Here is a 16,971-nt window from a genome sequence, read left to right as displayed (position 1 = left end):
CCTTCTCACTCAATCAGGCGGCTGTGATCGCCACACGTTGTTCGCGGTTTAATCCCTGCAATGCAGAGACATCAACAATCAGCGCGACGCTGCCGTCGCCGAGGATCGTTGCTGCAGAAATACCTGGCACTTTGCGGTAGTTGCTTTCCAGGTTTTTGACGACCACCTGGTGTTGACCAATTAACTGATCGACCAGCAGCGCGTAGCGACGCCCTGCACTTTGCAAAATCACCACAATACCTTGAGTCGCTTCGGTTTTTGCGCCTTCAACCTCAAAGACTTTCCACAGCTCAACCAGCGGTAAATATTCGCCACGCACTTCCAGCACGCGCTCTCCTCCGGCCAGCGGATGGAGATCTTCTTCGCGCGGTTGCAGTGATTCCATAACGGCATTCAGCGGCAGAATAAAGACTTCGTCGGCCACGCGCACGGACATGCCGTCGAGGATCGCCAGCGTCAGCGGCAGCAGAATTCGGATAGTCGTCCCCTGTCCCTGTTTGGACTGGATCTCAACATGGCCCCCCATCTCCTGGATATTTCGCTTCACCACATCCATACCCACGCCGCGGCCAGAGACATCCGTCACCTGTTCAGCGGTCGAGAAGCCCGGGGCGAAGATCAGCATACCGACTTCGTCATCGCTCATGTTTTCGTGGATCGGCATCCCCTGGGAGATAGCTTTGGCGAGGATTCGTTCACGGTTCAGACCGGCGCCATCATCGGTGACTTCAATACAGATATTCCCGCCCTGGTGCTCCGCGGAAAGCGTCAGATTCCCGATTGGGCTTTTCCCGGCTTCAAGGCGTTTTTCCGGCAGTTCAATACCGTGATCGAGGCTGTTACGCACCAGGTGCGTCAACGGATCGATGATGCGTTCAATCAGGCTCTTGTCGAGTTCGGTTGAGCTTCCCACCTGTGTCAGTTCGACCTGTTTACCCAGCTTACCGGCCAGGTCACGCACCAGACGCGGAAAACGACTGAACACATACTCCATGGGCATCATACGAATCGACATCACCGACTCTTGCAAGTCGCGGGCGTTACGTTGTAACTGACCCATACTGGTGATGAGATCGCCATGATTGACGGGATCCAGTTCGTTAGAACGTTGTGCCAGCATAGACTGGGTGATGACCAACTCACCGACCAGGTTAATGAGCTGATCGACCTTCTCAACCGCTACGCGGATGCTGGTTGACTCGCTGGCGCGGGCGGGTTTGTCGCGTTCCGCACGTCCGTTTGGCGCTTCGCTGGCGGCGGCTTTCGCCGCTGGCGCAACGGCAACCGGCTGCGGCTTCGCGACAACGGCTACCGTTTCTGCTTCTGCTTCAGCTTCAGCTTCAGTTTCAGTTTCAACGGCTACGGGCGCTGCGCTGACGGTTTCGAATTCAATCTGATCAGCTTCAATCACAAAGCACAGTACCGCGATGATGTCATCTTCTGCGAGGTTGCCATCAAGCGTTGCTGACAACGTGTCGCTCCCTTTCACCACATCGGTTAAGGTCGCCAGGTTCCCCAGCTCCTCTTCCAGTAAATCCACTTCATTGGCTTTCAGGCGCGTGAGAATAATGCGTTTCTTGCTCTCTTCGCTTGCGGACTCAGGCTGTGCAACCGCCTCTTCTTGCATTGCAGCGCTGTCAACAACGCTCAGTTTTGCGGTGTTGACGACTGCCGGTGCGGTTTCACCTTTCGCTTCGAGCGCTAACTGTCGTAACGCATTACAAATGTACTCAAAGCTGGCGGCATCCGGCTCCTCTGAGTTTTTATAGGCGTCGAGCTGTTCCTGCATAATATCTTTCGTTTCCAAAAACAGGTTGATAATGTCGGCATTGAGCTGCATCTCGCCACGCCGCGCTTCATCCAGCAGGTTTTCCATCAGATGGGTCGTTTCCTGCAAAATGGTAAAGCCGAAGGTGCCCGCCCCGCCTTTTATCGAGTGCGCAGCACGAAAAATTGCATTCAGCTGTTCGGAATCCGGGGCTTCAGGAACCAAATCAAGCAGGTGTTGCTCCATGTCAGCCAACAGTTCGTCAGCTTCATCAAAAAATGTTTGATAAAAATCGCTTATATCCATGCTCACGCTATCACCTCGGATTGGCTGGTGGCGATGTGGGAACGCTTGCCGGCGGGAGTTCCGCTGGCTGTTGTAAGACACTTACCGGCTCATTCTGGCTTTCAGCGTTTTCATGCAAAATGGCCTCTTCCGCCTGCTTATTGAGAACCAGCAGGCTAATACGGCGGTTGATAGCGTCTTCAGGACCGCGATCGCTCAGACGCATCGTGGCGGCCATACCTACCACACGTAATACTTTTCCATCATCCAGACCGCCGCTAACCAATTCGCGACGCGACGCATTAGCGCGATCGGCGGACAACTCCCAGTTGCTATACCCTTTTTCACCATTGGCGTAAGGGTAATCATCCGTATGGCCGGAAAGGCTGATTCGATTAGGAATGCCGTTAAGCACTGGCGCTATGGCTCGCAGGATATCGCGCATATACGGTTCCACCTCAGCGCTACCGGTTTTAAACATCGGGCGATTCTGACTGTCGATAATCTGTATCCGCAGCCCTTCCTGAACTAAATCAATTTTCAAATGCGGGCGCAGCGCACGCAGTTTGGGGTCAGATTCAATCAACTGATCGAGATCGCCGCGAAGTTTGCTCAAGCGGCTTTGTTCCATGCGTTTTCTCAGATCATCGATATTCGGCTGCTTGTTCACCTCTCCCTGCTGCTGGGTGTAATCATCCCCGCCGCCAGGAATTGGACTTTGGCTATTCGAAATACGATTTCCCCCGGTTACCGCAGTAGCCAGCGGCGTACGGAAATATTCGGCAATCTGGATCAATTCTTTAGGGCTAGAGATGGAAATGAGCCACATCACCAGAAAGAAGGCCATCATCGCGGTCATAAAATCGGCGTAGGCGATTTTCCACGAACCATGCGCCCCACCACCGTGACCTTTATGCTTGCGTCGCTTTACAACGATAATGGGATGGGCCTGATTTTTCATGCGTCCTCGGTCGTCTGCTGCGCAGTTGGATTTCTCACCGCACGAACATGCTCTTCCAGTTCGATAAACGATGGACGTTCGCTGGAATACAGAGTCTTACGACCAAATTCGACGGCAATTGGCGGCGCGTAACCATTCAGATTGGAGAGCAGAGTTATCTTCACACACTGCATCATTTTGGTGGTTTCAGCGCTTTTCTGGCGCAGAACGCTGGCAAGCGGAGAAATAAATCCATAGGCCAGTAAAATACCGAGGAATGTCCCTACCATGGCATGTGCAATCAGCGAACCCAGTTCAGCCGCCGGACGATCGGCAGAAGCCAGCGCATGGACAACCCCCATGACCGCCGCCACGATCCCGAACGCCGGTAATGAATCCCCCACCATCGCCAGACTGTTGGCCGGGACTTCGGCCTCACTTTCGTGCGTCTCAATCTCTTCATCCATCAGCGCTTCAATTTCAAACGTGTTCATGTTGCCGCTGATGATCAGTCGCAGATAATCGACAATGAAATCAAGCATCACGGCATCAGCAAGAATGCGCGGATAGCTGGCGAAAATTTCACTCTCTTTGGGGTTTTCGATATCGCGTTCAAGCGAGAACATGCCCTGTTGACGTGACTTGGCCATCAGGCGATACAACAGCGCCAGCAGATCCATATACATCGCTTTGGTGTATTTTGAACGACGAAAAAGCATCGGGATGGCTTTCATCGTCCCCTTAATGGCTTTCCCGTTATTGCCGACGATGAATGCCCCAATACCCGCGCCACCGATAATCACCAGCTCAGCCGGTTGATAGAGTGCCCCAAGGTGTCCGCCGGTCATCATGTAACCGCCGAAAACTGTACCAATAACAACCAGGTAACCTAATAAGATAAGCACGACATCATCCTTTCGCAATTGACTATGACAGGATGCGCAGTCGGGCAGTTAACTCGAGGTCAGGACAAAAAAAAGCAGCGGTAATCGCTTACCGCTGCTGGAGTGTTTGTCCACACCGTATCAGTTAAACAGCCTGTTCGATCTGTTCATCCAGCAGTTGTGGAATAATATCGGCAGCATTCTGGGAAAGTTTACGTCTTTTTACGGCGCGTGATGGCGGTTGGCATAAACTGCAGGCAAAGCTGCCTGCGGGTTGGTGAGCGTGGGTAATAAAATTCCCACCGCAGCAATTGCATCGGGACAACTCCAGCAATCCGCTGTCGACAAAACGCACCAACGTCCATGCGCGAGTTAACGCCAGCAGTGGCCCTTCTTCTGGCTGCGGGCACTGCTCAAGATATAAACGATACGCTTTGATCACGGCATCCACGCCGCTGCACAAACCAGTTTTGAGCAGGAATTGCCATGCGTTGCAAAACATCGAAGCATGAATGTTTTGTTCCCACGTCATAAACCAGTCGGTGGAGAAAGGCAGCATCCCTTTTGGCGGAGGGCTGCCGCGTAATTCTTTATACAGCTTGATAAGTCGGCCACGGCTTAATTGCGTTTCGCTTTCCAGCATTTGCAAACGGGCGCCCAATGTGATTAATTCCATCGCTAGCTGGATATCACGCGCTTCCTGAACAATGCTTTTTTCGCTCATCATCAAGCCCTTTTCTTGCGCGCTGCTTCATCGATGTCGCTTAACAGTCGCGTTGAAAGCATGATACCGGTATGAATTTGCTGAAGATCGTCAACGCGGGAGTCTTGCGTCAGGCGAGTAACGGTCTGGTGATCGTCGAAACGGAAATGACAGACCAGTTGGTTTGTTTCAGCCAGTTTGACCATTTGTGGAAGTGTTAATGTTGCCAACGTGTCCGCCATTTCTTCGCTGATACCAAGGCGAAACATCGCAGATGCTTTGTCCTGAACGATCAAACGCTGTGCAAGCAATAAATATGACAAATTGATGTCATAGATGTGTTTCAGCAACTCGGATGTATGCATTATTTGCATCCATAATAACCAACATTGTTTTCATGCGGTGAAACCGCACCCCGTGATGTCGCCGGGAAGGCCCGGTAAAAAAAAAGCAAAAGGTCAAATACATAGCAGCGTGACGGCACTTACGCGTTGTCTAAACATTCCCTTTTCAGAAAGCCGCGCCCCTTACAAGCTCACATCAATTCTTACAAATGTCTAAGATTTTTCCTAATTCGACGCAACTCTACCCGCCGCCCGTTACACATACAACGTAGCTATGCTGCGAATTTGAAGAATATGTGACATAGATCACATAAACTAGCTAAACACTTAACATAAATCCATCAGCACAGCTTTTACTTTGCTTATTTTTTAACCTCAAATTCGCCATTTCAATTCCTGACATACGAATATTCTTGCAATAAAAGCGAATAGTATTTTGTTCACAAACGTTAATATCACGTTATGAAATAGCGAGCTTGATCACATATTTAATGTAAAACACCATTTCAATTAAATCCTTTATAAACAACGACTTAAATATTAAGGGTGATTAATTAATACCGGGTAGTGATAACCCATTAAATGTTAACTTTTGTTAATTTTTAATTAACACATTGTTTTCATTAGCGGTGAGTTTTACTTAAGTAAGCTGAACGTATTTACAAGTTATATGACGCAATTATTCTATTTATAAGAATAATTAATGAATAAGCATGATGACATTCACACTATCCGGGAAGGAAACGTTGCAGTATGGAGTAAGCCGAGCAATGCTGAGAAACCCTCTCATAATTCTTGAAAAAAGGAGCGAGTTATGAGCTATACACACATTCTTGTGGCCGTTGCCGCCACCCCTGAAAGCCAGCAGTTGTTAGCCAAGGCGGTTTCCATCGCTCGCCCTGTCAACGCTCGTATTAGCCTGATAACCCTGGTCTCAGACCCTGAACTGTATAATCAGTTTGCAGCACCTATGCTGGAGGACCTGCGCGAAGTGATGCAAGAGGAGACTCAGGATTTTATCGACAAGCTCAGCAAAGAAGCACAGTACCCCATTGAGCATACCTTTATTACCTATGGGGCACTGAATGAACATATTCTGGATGTATGCCGTAAACACGCGGTCGATCTGGTCATTTATGGCAACCATAACCACAGCTTCTTTTCGCGCGCGTCCTGCTCAGCAAAAAGCGTGATCGGTGCCAGCCACGTGGATGTTCTGCTGGTTCCACTGGCTGGAGATTGACCTGCGTTTTCTGAGCGTTACGCCAGTTTAGTGCAGGGAGAAACGTTGTCTGGCAATGGCTGTTTACTCTGACGTGGGATGACTTTTTCCAGATCGCAAATGAACCTCGCCTGCCAGTTGTCGATATCGTTTTTAATGATAGTTTCGAGCATCTCAGCGTGGCGGGAGATACGCTCAGCAAGCGGCATCGTCAGAGCCTGGTTTAATGCGCCAGCCACTTCGTCGCGGTCATAAGGATTAACAATAAGCGCGGCAGTTAGCTCATTCGCGGCCCCGGCAAATTGCGATAACACCAGCACGCCGGGGTTGGCAGGATCCTGCGCGGCCACGAATTCTTTCGCAACCAGGTTCATACCATCTCGCAGCGGCGTCACCAGCCCTACATCAGAGTAGCGGAAGATTTTCATCAGCAATTTACGATCAAAGTACTGATTCAGATAATAGAGCGGCGTCCAGCCCAACTGCCCATATTTACCGTTAATCCTCCCCGCTTCAGTCTCCAGTTGGTGCCGAATATCCTGGTAGGCCTGCACCTCTTCACGCGAAGTTGGCGCTATCTGGGTGTAGCGAATTTTACCGTGGTGCTGCGGATAGTGTTCCAACAGAGCCTCATAGGCCTGAAAGCGCTCCGGCAAACCTTTAGAATAATCCAGACGCTCAACGGAGAAGATATTCTGCACATTTTTGAGTTCTGCTTTCAGTTGCGCCAGCTTCGGCGGCAAAGGTCCGGAAGCCTGGCGGGCGATCTCATCCGGCTCAATACCGATGGGATAGACCTGGGTACGAAACGCTTTTCCCCATGCACGGTGGTGCTGCTCGCTCTGAGTGGTTACCTGAGTCTGGGCTGCCAGACAATCCAGAAAAGCCTGACGATCGTTCTCGGTCTGGAAACCGAGTAAATCAAAATCACACATCTGCTCAAGTAGCATCTGATGTGGGGGTAAGGCATTAAAGATTTCCGGCGTCGGAAAAGGGATGTGCAGGAAAAAACCGATACGGTTATTCACGCCGCGTTTACGCAGTTCGCTGGCAAACGGCAACAGATGGTAATCATGAACCCAGATTATGTCGTCATCGTTGAGCAGCGGCAGCAGTTTATCTACCAGCAAGGCATTCACCCGCTGATAGCCCTCCCATGCAGGACGCTGAAACTGTACCAAATCAAGACGATAATGAAATGCAGGCCATAAAACCGCATTAGAAAACTGGCAGTAATACTCTTCGTAATCCTGTTCACTCAAATTAAACGAAGCCCAGGTAATGTTGCCACGCGTGACTTTTTTTAATGGTTTGTCCTCATTACCCGTGTCCCCACTCCAGCCAAACCACAGGCCACCAGCAGCCTTCAACGCGCCCAGCACACCGACGGCAAGCCCACCTGCGCTTCCTTTGTCATCGGGTGAGGCGATACGATTAGATACTACGACTAAACGACTCATAGCCACCTCTTCTGTTATTCGTTGCTTTCGATTCTTGCTGCGAAGAGTTAATTTGTTCCAGCCAGTGCCAGACATCACTCACGCCATCCAGACGCCATGTCGCCTGCGTCGTTCCATTCCCCACCTTCACGGAAATGCCCCCTGCGCGATTAACCACGCCAAATCCTGTTTCGTCCGTCAGATCGTCACCAAAAAAAACGGGGATCCGTCCGGCAAAAGGTGCCTCCTGCATAAATGCGGCAATTGCGTCGCCTTTGTTCGTACCCTTTGGTTTTATCTCCACAACGCATTTTCCGTGCTGTAAAGCCAACTGCGGCCATCTGTGCGTGATGCGCTCAGCCAGATTAATTAGCGCCGCTTCATGTTCCGGGGCCTGGCGATAGTGCAGTGCGAACGCCATCCCTTTTGCTTCAAGCGTTGTACCCGGCATCGTCGCCAAGGCGGTACTTAATAGCTCTCCTGCTTCGCGCTCTATTGCCGCAGCCAGGCGCACTATATGAGTTTGACCATTGATGTCACGGCGCTCTGCCCCATGCACTCCGGCGAGCGGAAAACGAAAGGGAGTGGTAAGCGCGTCAAGCTCAACCATCGAGCGCCCTGAAATCAATGCCAGCGCACCCGCATTATGCGTCGCCAACTGATGTAATAACTGCAGGATTGTCTGAGGGACAACAACCTGGTCTGGATAAGGTTTGATCTCAGCCAGTGTCCCATCGAGATCAAAAAAATAAGCACAGCTTGCAGATTGTTCAGGGGGTAAGATCAGTGATGCTGTCACCCGGTTATCCTCCTCATCATGGTCTGTACGCCGCGCGGATCGCGCCGTATATATGATGTATGACGGATATAAGTATAGACAGTGTGACCATGCTCGCCATTTGGAAAAACAATCGCCAGCCGGGTAGCGGCTGGCGATGAGCTAAAGCTAGACTAAAAAGTTGGGGTTTAAATCATCAAACAGTACGCTTCGCTTTTTGCTTGTAACGGTCGAAGATCACCGCCGCCAGCAGGATCAGACCACGTACGACATACTGTGCGAACGGAGAGATGTTCAGCAGGTTCATTGCATTCTCAACCGTTCCCAGAATCAACACCCCGGCTACCACATATGAGATTTTTCCGATGCCGCCTTTAAGCGAAACGCCCCCTAACACGCACGCGGAAATCACGATCAGCTCATAGCCGATTGAGGTCATTGGCTGGCCGCTGGTCATACGTGATGCGAGGATAATCCCGGCGATGGCGGATACCAGCCCGGACAGAATAAAGATAATAATTTTGGTACGAACGACCGGAACCCCAGCCAGACGTGCCGCCTCTTCATTCCCCCCAATGGCCAGCGTGTTACGACCAAACGTGGTTTTATTGAGCAGCAAGCCAAAAACGATGAAACAGACGACCGTGATCCAGATAGGTGCCGGCAGACCAAACCAGTTGGCGTAGCCGAGAGTGAAGAAGCGCTCGTCTTCAATCCCTACCGCCTTACCGTCGGAAATAATGTAGGCCAGACCACGCACAATCTGCATCGTCGCAAGGGTCGTGATCAGGGCGTTAATTTTCAGCCGCGCAATCACGAATCCATTCACCAGACCACATAGAATACCGAGCAGTAGCCCGGCAGCCACGCCAATCCACAGGCTTTCGGTCATATTAATGACCACGGCTGTAGTGACCCCGGCGCAGGCAATCACGGAGGCAACGGACAGGTCGAAGTCACCGGATGCCAGGCAAAACAGCATCCCACACGCGACCATACCCGACATCGATACCGCCAGCCCCAGCCCCTTCATGTTGATGAAAGAGGCAAAGTTAGGCACAAAGAGGGAACAAACCAGGAACAGCGCGGCGAACACGACCAGCATCCCGTATTGATCCCAAATGCGACCAAGATTTAGCGCCGACTTTGCAGCACCTGAACCCGATGTTGAAACGGAAGACATCATTCTCTCCTTATTCAGGCTACAGCCTGGCTAACTTTTGGCATAGCAAGGCTTAACGCCTGGCGCTCATCCGCCTGTTCATGAAGTAACTCACCGGCAATTTCGCCTTCTCTCATCACCACGATACGGTCGGCGACACCGAGCACTTCTGGCAGATCGCTGGAAGCAAACAGCACGGCCACGCCGCGCGCCGCGAGGGCATAAATCACGTTATAAATTTCATGCTTGGCGCCCACATCAATACCGCGTGTAGGTTCGTCCAGCAAAATCACTTTCATCTCTTCCGATAACCAACGGCCGAGAATAGCCTTCTGTTGATTACCGCCGGAGAGGTTCATAATCAGTTGCTCCGCGCCCGGCGTTTTAATATTGAGTGAGCGAATATGGTGATCGGCATTGGTCTCTTCCCAGCCGTTGTTGATCACGCATCCGCCCAGAACATGTTTACGACGGGCACTGATGTTGATGTTGTTACGCACCGAATGGACCGGAATGATCCCTTCAGCCTTGCGATCTTCCGGGCACAGCATCATCCCCGCTTCAATGGCGTGGCTCGGTTTACGGATATCAATAGGCTGTTCATCGATAAACACCTGGCCTGCCGTGATACGCGTGCCGCCAAACAGACCTTTCATTAATTCGCTACGTCCGGCGCCCACCAGTCCAAACAATCCGACAATTTCACCACTGCGCACCGATAAACTGATCGGGGTACGCACGCCAGGGGCTTTGACGTCATGCAAACGCAGGCGCTCTGCACCATAAGGTCTGGATTTCCAGCCATAAATATCACCGAGGTCGCGCCCGACCATCGCCTGCACCAGCGCGTCGTGATCGACCTGCTGCATATCCGTGAACGTTTTGACGTAATGACCATCTTTAAACACGGTGATGGCATCGCTAAGGGCAAAGATCTCCTCCATACGGTGCGAAACGTACAGAATGATGCGCCCTTCGTTGCGTAGCTCACGGATGACGCGAAACAGATTCTCAATCTCGCGCGCTGAAAGGGAGCTGGTCGGTTCATCAAACGCGATAATTTTGGCGTTGCGCGCCAGCGCTTTCGCAATCTCCACCATCTGCCATTGACCAATGGAGAGGTATTTCAACGGCGTATCGGGATCGATATCCATGCCCAGATGCTTGAGCTGGAGACCTGCTTCATAGTTCAGCAGCGAGCGGTTCACAATCCCGCCTTTGTGCGGCATCTGCCCTAAATAAATATTCTCGGCAACGGTCATTTCCGGGACGAGATGCAGCTCCTGGTAAATAATGGCAACACCGGCGTTCAGCGCGGCATTGGTGTCCGCAAACGAAATCTCTTGTCCACGGATCGCCAAAGATCCCGTCGTTGGCGCATAGTTGCCGCTGAGAATTTTTAATAGTGTTGATTTCCCGGCGCCATTTTCGCCCATCAGCGCATGCACCTGACCGGCATAGCAGTCGAAACTGATATCCGTGAGCGCTTTAACGCCGGGGAACGTTTTGCCAATGCCGCGAAATGAGAGATACGGGGTAGACTGTTGCATAACGTCTCCGTGAGTCAGATCTTTATGCCGGATAGCGGCTTTGCCTTATCCGGCCTACTGAGTACGCAATTTGTAGGCCGGATAAGACGCGTTGGCGTCGCATCCGGCATTTGTGTTATTTACCGCCTAAGCCTTTCTTCGCCAGTTCTTCTTTAAAGTTATCGCGGGTAATCAGCACCACATCCGTCACTTCAGTAAACGCCGGTGGCTCTGCACCTTTCGTTACCCAGTTGTAGAGCATCTCACTTGATTTGTAGCCGTGAACGTCCGGGCTTGGCAGGAGTGAACCGTAGAACCCGGTCGCTTCGCCTTTGGAGAGTTCGCTCACGGCATCAACGCCGTTGATGCCGATACCAATCACATTCGGCGCTTTGAAGCCCTGCCCTTCGGTCGCACGTACGCCGCCCAGCACGGTGTTGTCGTTCATGCCGACAATCAGCCAGTGTTTGACTTCAGGGTGCTGAACCAGCATGGAGTTAGCGGCATCGAATGCCCCGGGGATGTCATTCGATTTTGTGGGGACCTGGTAGATCTGTTTTTCCGGGAAGCCTGCGGCTTTAAGCGCTTCCATTGAACCCGATGTACGGCGACGCGCGGTATCGAGTTCATTCGCGGTAATGGCCATTACCGCTGTGGATTTCACATCCCAACCGCGCTTTTGCATCTCCTTATACAGCTCCTGGCCCTGGCGCTCACCAATTTTGGTTGCAGCCATCATCACCAGCGGCACGGTATCCATCGGCTTACCTTTGGCGTTAGCAAACTGGTCGTCGACGGCAATGACTTTCATATCGTAGCCACGCGCCTTGGCCATAATGGCAGGCCCGAGTTTGGGGTCCGGCGTACAAATCACAAACCCTTTTGCGCCACTTGCAGCCAGGCTGTCGATGGCGTTAAGGGTCTTCTCACCATCCGGGACGGCAATTTTAATCACCTCAAAGCCAAGGTCTTTACCGGCTTTATCGGCAAATTTCCATTCAGTCTGGAACCACGGTTCTTCCGGTTGTTTGACCAGGAAACCGAGCTTCATGGATTCAGCGATAGCGGATTGTGACATAATGGCAGCCAGACCGATGGCAGCCAGCGCTTTAGTGAATTTGTGCATGGTTAACTCCAGCTTTAACGTTCTTTTATGTAGGGTAAAATCAGACGATTTTTTGTAATTCGGACGTAAAACAAGGCATTACCTTTTAGTGAGAAGATCAATGCCAGTGCTGAGAGTAGTTTTAGCGGGAAATTGATTCTCCATAAGAGAGCGGCATCACACCACAGAATTACAGTAATTGCGTACATAAATTCAGCGGGAAATGACATAAAAAAACGCGGTTTTGTCGACGGGAAAAAAGAGGGATAGCAAATTAATCCATAACATCAGCCAACGAATCCTTGTTCCCGAATACCGAAGCATTCGGGAACATGATTACCATCGGTAATAAATGTGGTCAGCGTGATCGCGAACCGGAATGTCATCTCCCAACAGGCGCGCCGCAAGCGTCAATGCAAAATCGAAAATATGCCCTAATCCTTTGCCGCTAATCAGATTGCCATCTTCAACAACCGGCGCATCGATATATTCCCCGTCCGTGACGTTTTGCCACAGATCTCCTGAGCAAACATAGCGACGCCCCTTCAGCAGACCGTTGCCGCCCAACACGCGCGCGGCCGCAGAACATACCGGGCAAATGAGCTTTCCTGCCTGATCATGACGAGATACAAACTGGATGACCGCCTCACTGGCGGCAAGATTAACGCTGCCCTGCGGCCCGCCTGGCAATACGACGGCATCGTAGAGATATGTCTGGCGCGCGGCCAGCGTGCTATCCATCACCATCGGTACGTCATGATAACTCACCACCGCACGTGACTCTGCGCAGGCCAGGGTTTCGACTTCGATATTCAGGCGACGCAGAATATCCAGGGTAACAATCGCCTCCGCCTCTTCAAAACCGGGTGCCAGCAGCACCGCAACCTTCTTCATATGTAACTCCTTGCTTAATCCACATAAACGAAACAATTAATGATGACCAGTGCAGACTGTTAAATTTCTCAATTTGATTAAAACTGATCTGGCGCAAAAAATTAGCCATCAGATAATTTGTACTAATCCATCCCGATCGTGAAATTGCCTTTCAACTTGGGCAGATAATCATCAGATGCCAGACAATACCTTATTGTGGAATTTAATTTTGTGATATGAAACACCATTTCATTATCATGAAAACCATTTAATGACATAAATTTCAACCCCTTACATTCATGTCACCTATATGCCAAAACAGCAGAAGCATGAATACTGTTATGACAATATGTAAAAAAACATAAATACGCAGATTTAAGGATTTTCTTATACCAGGGCAAGCGTTATGCTGAATCTCGATCGGAGCGAATATAATTCGTGATCACTAAAGGACCGGCGGAACGGATTTATTCTGCTAACAGTTTTAATTGTACGTAGAGGTGAAGTGCAGCGGCAGCCCGCTGTACTGGCGTGAGTAACGTACATCCCCCTTTCTGGAAATAAGGATATTGATATGGCTGCAGTTGGAATTGTTCATAAACTCAATACACAAATGAATCTCGAGTTCTACGCCTCGAATCTTTACCTGCATCTCAGCGAATGGTGCTACGAGCATAGCCTGACAGGTACAGCCACGTTTCTACGCACGCAGGCGCAAGGTAACGTGACTCAAATGATGCGTATGTTCAATTTTATGAAAAGTGCTGGGGCTAATCCCATCGTCAAGGCCATGGATGTGCCGGGTGATGAACTGAGTTCCCTTGAAGAATTGTTTCAGAAAACGTTGGATGAATATCAACAGCGTTCGAGTAAACTCTCGCGTTTAACCAATGAAGCTGAAGCATTAAACGATGCGCCAACCATTGATTTTCTTCACGACCTGGAAAAAGAGCAGCAGCAGGATGGCGTGCTGTTACAGACGATTCTTGATGAAGTCCGCAGCGCCAAACGCGCGGGGTTGTGCATGGCGCAAACCGATAAGCACTTGCTCAACGTCGTTGACTACCAGCATCACTAATCTTCAGTTTTCATCGCGTTAATGCCGGATAGCGATGCAGCGCACCTTATCCGGTCAACCTCTGATTTTCCCTGGCACGCGCCTCCCATTCTCCGAGGCGCAAAAAAACCTTTCTAAAATCTGAAACAACGGTTTATTTTAGTGGGATTCATTCTGCGGCGTGAATTTCAACTCGATCAAGGCAACCGCTTTTTGTATTGCGCGCATAGTGACCGGATCGGCCCCTGCAGGATGGCTGGAAAAATCGATGTTTTTCAGTTGGCTGGACATTTTTTCCCGAACTTCTACCGGGGCAATAACATCAAGAACATCCAGAATTTGCTTGATAACCAGCTGACAGGCAACAACGTCCGAGAGCAGTTCCTGATCGGCATTCAATGTTTGGGACATAGTGAGCTCCTTATAGAAAGGTCGTCATAGTACCTATTCAGCGATCGAAACGATAGCCGCGCACACATTACAAATGCGCTGAAAATAAAAAAGGTCCAGTCAGTTTCTTTTGAGATGGCAAGCACAACATGAGTGAACAGTTAGCGGTTGAGAACCAACGCGGTCTTTCCCCGGCAGCATTACTTGTTGCCGGGGCTTTCTTTATGGAATTTATTGACGGCACGGTGATTGCCACAGCCCTACCCGACATGGCCAAAAGCTTTGGCGTACAGGCGGTAGACCTGAACATTGGTATCAGCGCCTACTTGATCACCCTCGCGGTGCTTATCCCCGCCAGCGGCTGGATTGCAGATCGCTTCGGTGCCCGAAAAGTGTTTGCCCTGGCACTGGCGATTTTTACTCTCGCTTCGGTTTTATGCGGTTTGTCCGAAAGCCTTGAGAGCTTTGTAGCAATGCGAATTTTACAGGGTGTGGGTGGCGCGCTAATGGTTCCTGTTGGCCGTCTCGCGGTACTGCGCACCACGCCTAAACATCAGTTGATCACCGCCATAGCGACCCTGACCTGGCCCGCGTTAGTCGCGCCTATCATCGGACCACCGCTTGGAGGATTCATTACCAGCTATGCTAACTGGCGTTGGATCTTCTTTATTAACGTACCGCTGGGAGTTTTGGCGATCGCGCTGGCGCTACGTTTTATCCCGGATATTCATGACGACGAGCGCCGTCCATTTGATATAGCGGGTTTTATCGCGACCTCAGTTGCGATGGTTAGCCTGGTGTATGCCATGGAGTTACTGGGAACCCAGCAGCCGCAGGGCTGGCTAACCGCCGGGCTGCTGGCGCTAGGAACCGTGACCTTTCTGTTTGCCCTGCATCATTTTCGTCGCACTACCTGGCCGATGATTCGTCTTGATGCCATGAGCGTCCCTACTTTTCGCGTCACCCTGTACGGCGGGTCACTATTTCGTGCATCTATTAGCGCTGTACCATTTCTGCTGCCGTTAATGTTCCAGGTCGGTTTTGGCATGAACGCTTTTCACGCGGGTTCGCTGGTTCTGGCGGTGTTTGTGGGCAATCTGACGATAAAACCTGCCACCACGCCGTTGATACGCTGGCTGGGCTTTAAGAAACTGCTGTTAATCAACGGTGCGTTAAACGTCCTGGCGCTGTTGGCCTGTGCATTAATTACGCCGCAGACCCCGGTGTGGGTTATTTTGTTGGTGTTGTATCTGGGCGGCGTGTTCCGCTCAATTCAGTTTACCGGCATCAGCACGCTTGCCTTTGCGGACGTCCCCGGGCCACAAATGAGCTACGCCAATACGCTGTTCAGTACGGCAACACAATTAGCGGTAGGCTTGGGCATTTCATTGGCCGCTATCGGGATCCGTATCGGCGAAGAGGTGAGTGAATGGCTGGGGTTAGGCAATATTCCGGGGATCAGTTTCCGGCTGGCCTTTGTCGCAATTGCGATTATTTGTCTGGTAGGTATGGTTGATACGCTGCGGCTTGCCCATGATGCTGGAAGCGCGGTTTCTAACAAGAACAAATAGCCCGGCAGGCGAACACCGCCGGGCCAACAGGATTTAGCCAACTATCTCGCGTACAAACGCTTCGATCGCTTTGACCTGGCAGTTTTCAAAAAAGCACTGCTGGAAGCGCGGACCAGATACGGCGGTTTTTACCAGTTCAGGATCGATAGCGCGCAGAGTGTCCAGATAGTTTTCTTTTACCACCGCCGCTTTCACCTGGTTCAGAATACCCGCGTTACGCACCTGCGGCTCTTTCCGCTCTGGTGGATAACCTTCGCCGTTACGACCAGTGAATGCTTTTTCAAACATATAGCGTACATTCAGCTCAGCACCCCAGCCAAAACCTTTGGCGAATGCCAGAGAAAGCGCATTCCCGTTGTTGATCTGAGAAAACAAGAATGCGTCTGCCGGATCGAGACAGTAACCACACACCACGCCCGGATGTATATTCAGTGACATCATTGCCCCCTGACCCGTACCGCAACCCGTAACCACAAAATCCACGGCTTTGGAATTGAGCAGGATGCTGGCCATAATCCCTAAATGGATGTAGGTCAGATGATGGTCATTTTCGTCGCTCATCCCGACGTTATACACTGGAAAACCTTTCTCATCCGCAACGGCTTTAAGCTCGTTATGAATGATGGCATTTTTGCTTGCCTGGCTGTTTTCCATCATCAATGCAATTTTCATTCTGTAATCTCCTGAATGCGCTGCGGAGGCCCGCTGAAAGTCATAACATTCAGGCCACATTACTATTTTGCAAACTCACTTTCAAATTTAATGAAATTTTGTTTTATAAAATAATGAGGTGCTCACATTTTTTCTGAGACAGCTCAGAATAGCCTCAATAAAATGACGTCGTTGCGATTAATCGCAGGTGATCTTCAGGCTATTCAAGCCATTGATGCACCACCACATATGCCATGATAGCCTATCTCC

General features: G+C 50.7%; 16 protein-coding genes. 3 read left to right on the top strand and 13 right to left on the bottom strand.

What is annotated here, in order from left to right:
- Positions 1 to 13: 13 nt before the first annotated feature.
- The 5 genes from cheA to flhD form a co-directional block, all read right to left on the bottom strand.
- Positions 14 to 2,080 (bottom strand): chemotaxis protein CheA, encoded by a 2,067-nt coding sequence (cheA, locus tag GFC06_RS13820; protein ID WP_153690267.1) that lies wholly within the window; start codon positions 2,078 to 2,080, stop codon positions 14 to 16.
- A 4-nt stretch (positions 2,081 to 2,084) separates the two neighbouring features.
- Positions 2,085 to 3,014 (bottom strand): flagellar motor protein MotB, encoded by a 930-nt coding sequence (gene motB, locus GFC06_RS13815; protein WP_016153441.1) that lies wholly within the window; start codon positions 3,012 to 3,014, stop codon positions 2,085 to 2,087.
- A complete protein-coding gene (gene motA, locus GFC06_RS13810) occupies positions 3,011 to 3,898 on the bottom strand; it encodes a flagellar motor stator protein MotA (protein WP_016153442.1) in 888 nt (295 codons plus the stop codon). Before motA ends, motB begins: the two co-directional genes overlap by 4 nt.
- Positions 3,899 to 4,022: 124 nt before the next feature.
- On the bottom strand, positions 4,023 to 4,607 hold the full coding sequence (flhC, locus tag GFC06_RS13805; RefSeq protein ID WP_085951062.1) for a flagellar transcriptional regulator FlhC: 585 nt from the start codon (positions 4,605 to 4,607) through the stop codon (positions 4,023 to 4,025).
- Entirely contained in the window at positions 4,604 to 4,945 is a 342-nt protein-coding gene (flhD, locus tag GFC06_RS13800; RefSeq protein ID WP_016153444.1) for a flagellar transcriptional regulator FlhD, read from the bottom strand. The genes flhC and flhD overlap by 4 nt, the downstream gene beginning before the upstream one ends.
- Positions 4,946 to 5,738: 793 nt before the next feature.
- Between flhD and uspC the strand changes: the two genes are divergently transcribed.
- On the top strand, positions 5,739 to 6,167 hold the full coding sequence (gene uspC / locus GFC06_RS13795) for a universal stress protein UspC (protein WP_016153445.1): 429 nt from the start codon (positions 5,739 to 5,741) through the stop codon (positions 6,165 to 6,167).
- Positions 6,168 to 6,184: 17 nt separating this feature from the next.
- On the opposite strand, the gene otsA is transcribed toward uspC, so the two are convergent.
- The 6 genes from otsA to GFC06_RS13765 form a co-directional block, all read right to left on the bottom strand.
- On the bottom strand, positions 6,185 to 7,606 hold the full coding sequence (gene otsA / locus GFC06_RS13790; protein ID WP_047502112.1) for an alpha,alpha-trehalose-phosphate synthase: 1,422 nt from the start codon (positions 7,604 to 7,606) through the stop codon (positions 6,185 to 6,187).
- Positions 7,581 to 8,384 (bottom strand): trehalose-phosphatase, encoded by an 804-nt coding sequence (gene otsB, locus GFC06_RS13785; protein ID WP_049283069.1) that lies wholly within the window; start codon positions 8,382 to 8,384, stop codon positions 7,581 to 7,583. The genes otsA and otsB overlap by 26 nt, the downstream gene beginning before the upstream one ends.
- Before the next feature lie 175 nt (positions 8,385 to 8,559).
- A complete protein-coding gene (gene araH / locus GFC06_RS13780) occupies positions 8,560 to 9,546 on the bottom strand; it encodes an L-arabinose ABC transporter permease AraH (protein ID WP_047502108.1) in 987 nt (328 codons plus the stop codon).
- 14 nt (positions 9,547 to 9,560) lie between these two features.
- Positions 9,561 to 11,075 carry an arabinose ABC transporter ATP-binding protein AraG gene (gene araG, locus GFC06_RS13775; RefSeq protein WP_103766428.1) on the bottom strand — a complete coding sequence of 505 codons (1,515 nt, stop codon included), beginning with the start codon at positions 11,073 to 11,075 and terminating at the stop codon, positions 9,561 to 9,563.
- Between the two features lie 115 nt (positions 11,076 to 11,190).
- Entirely contained in the window at positions 11,191 to 12,180 is a 990-nt protein-coding gene (locus GFC06_RS13770; protein ID WP_003034602.1) for an arabinose ABC transporter substrate-binding protein, read from the bottom strand.
- 315 nt (positions 12,181 to 12,495) lie between these two features.
- Positions 12,496 to 13,053 carry a DJ-1/PfpI family protein gene (locus GFC06_RS13765; RefSeq protein WP_019077051.1) on the bottom strand — a complete coding sequence of 186 codons (558 nt, stop codon included), beginning with the start codon at positions 13,051 to 13,053 and terminating at the stop codon, positions 12,496 to 12,498.
- A gap of 553 nt (positions 13,054 to 13,606) precedes the next feature.
- Between GFC06_RS13765 and GFC06_RS13760 the strand changes: the two genes are divergently transcribed.
- Positions 13,607 to 14,110 carry a non-heme ferritin-like protein gene (locus tag GFC06_RS13760; protein ID WP_153690266.1) on the top strand — a complete coding sequence of 168 codons (504 nt, stop codon included), beginning with the start codon at positions 13,607 to 13,609 and terminating at the stop codon, positions 14,108 to 14,110.
- Positions 14,111 to 14,248: 138 nt separating this feature from the next.
- Here the strand turns inward: GFC06_RS13760 and GFC06_RS13755 are convergent, their stop codons facing one another.
- Positions 14,249 to 14,500, bottom strand: a complete 252-nt coding sequence (locus GFC06_RS13755) for a DUF2766 family protein (RefSeq protein WP_016153452.1) — start codon at positions 14,498 to 14,500, stop codon at positions 14,249 to 14,251.
- Positions 14,501 to 14,628: 128 nt separating this feature from the next.
- Here GFC06_RS13755 and GFC06_RS13750 point away from each other — a divergent pair, with 128 nt between their 5' ends.
- Positions 14,629 to 16,050: an MFS transporter gene (locus GFC06_RS13750; RefSeq protein WP_153690265.1), complete on the top strand. Its 1,422-nt coding sequence runs from the start codon at positions 14,629 to 14,631 to the stop codon at positions 16,048 to 16,050.
- A 33-nt stretch (positions 16,051 to 16,083) separates the two neighbouring features.
- Here GFC06_RS13750 and GFC06_RS13745 read toward each other — a convergent pair whose 3' ends face one another.
- Positions 16,084 to 16,722 carry an RpiB/LacA/LacB family sugar-phosphate isomerase gene (locus GFC06_RS13745; protein WP_153690264.1) on the bottom strand — a complete coding sequence of 213 codons (639 nt, stop codon included), beginning with the start codon at positions 16,720 to 16,722 and terminating at the stop codon, positions 16,084 to 16,086.
- Positions 16,723 to 16,971 lie beyond the last annotated feature (249 nt).

Origin of the sequence: Citrobacter braakii (assembly GCF_009648935.1) — a bacterium.
GTDB lineage: Bacteria > Pseudomonadota > Gammaproteobacteria > Enterobacterales > Enterobacteriaceae > Citrobacter > Citrobacter braakii.
The sequence above is the reverse complement of the archived record's forward strand: the minus strand, read 5'-3'. Positions and strand labels throughout refer to the sequence as shown.

Coding starts and splice junctions, on each gene's coding strand:
- motB (WP_016153441.1), bottom strand. CDS start 3,014: ATGAAAAATCAGGCCCATCCCATTATCGTTGTAAAGCGACGCAAGCAT.
- flhD (WP_016153444.1), bottom strand. CDS start 4,945: ATGCATACATCCGAGTTGCTGAAACACATCTATGACATCAATTTGTCA.
- uspC (WP_016153445.1), top strand. CDS start 5,739: ATGAGCTATACACACATTCTTGTGGCCGTTGCCGCCACCCCTGAAAGC.
- otsA (WP_047502112.1), bottom strand. CDS start 7,606: ATGAGTCGTTTAGTCGTAGTATCTAATCGTATCGCCTCACCCGATGAC.
- araH (WP_047502108.1), bottom strand. CDS start 9,546: ATGTCTTCCGTTTCAACATCGGGTTCAGGTGCTGCAAAGTCGGCGCTA.
- araG (WP_103766428.1), bottom strand. CDS start 11,075: ATGCAACAGTCTACCCCGTATCTCTCATTTCGCGGCATTGGCAAAACG.
- GFC06_RS13770 (WP_003034602.1), bottom strand. CDS start 12,180: ATGCACAAATTCACTAAAGCGCTGGCTGCCATCGGTCTGGCTGCCATT.
- GFC06_RS13765 (WP_019077051.1), bottom strand. CDS start 13,053: ATGAAGAAGGTTGCGGTGCTGCTGGCACCCGGTTTTGAAGAGGCGGAG.
- GFC06_RS13760 (WP_153690266.1), top strand. CDS start 13,607: ATGGCTGCAGTTGGAATTGTTCATAAACTCAATACACAAATGAATCTC.
- GFC06_RS13755 (WP_016153452.1), bottom strand. CDS start 14,500: ATGTCCCAAACATTGAATGCCGATCAGGAACTGCTCTCGGACGTTGTT.
- GFC06_RS13750 (WP_153690265.1), top strand. CDS start 14,629: ATGAGTGAACAGTTAGCGGTTGAGAACCAACGCGGTCTTTCCCCGGCA.
- GFC06_RS13745 (WP_153690264.1), bottom strand. CDS start 16,722: ATGAAAATTGCATTGATGATGGAAAACAGCCAGGCAAGCAAAAATGCC.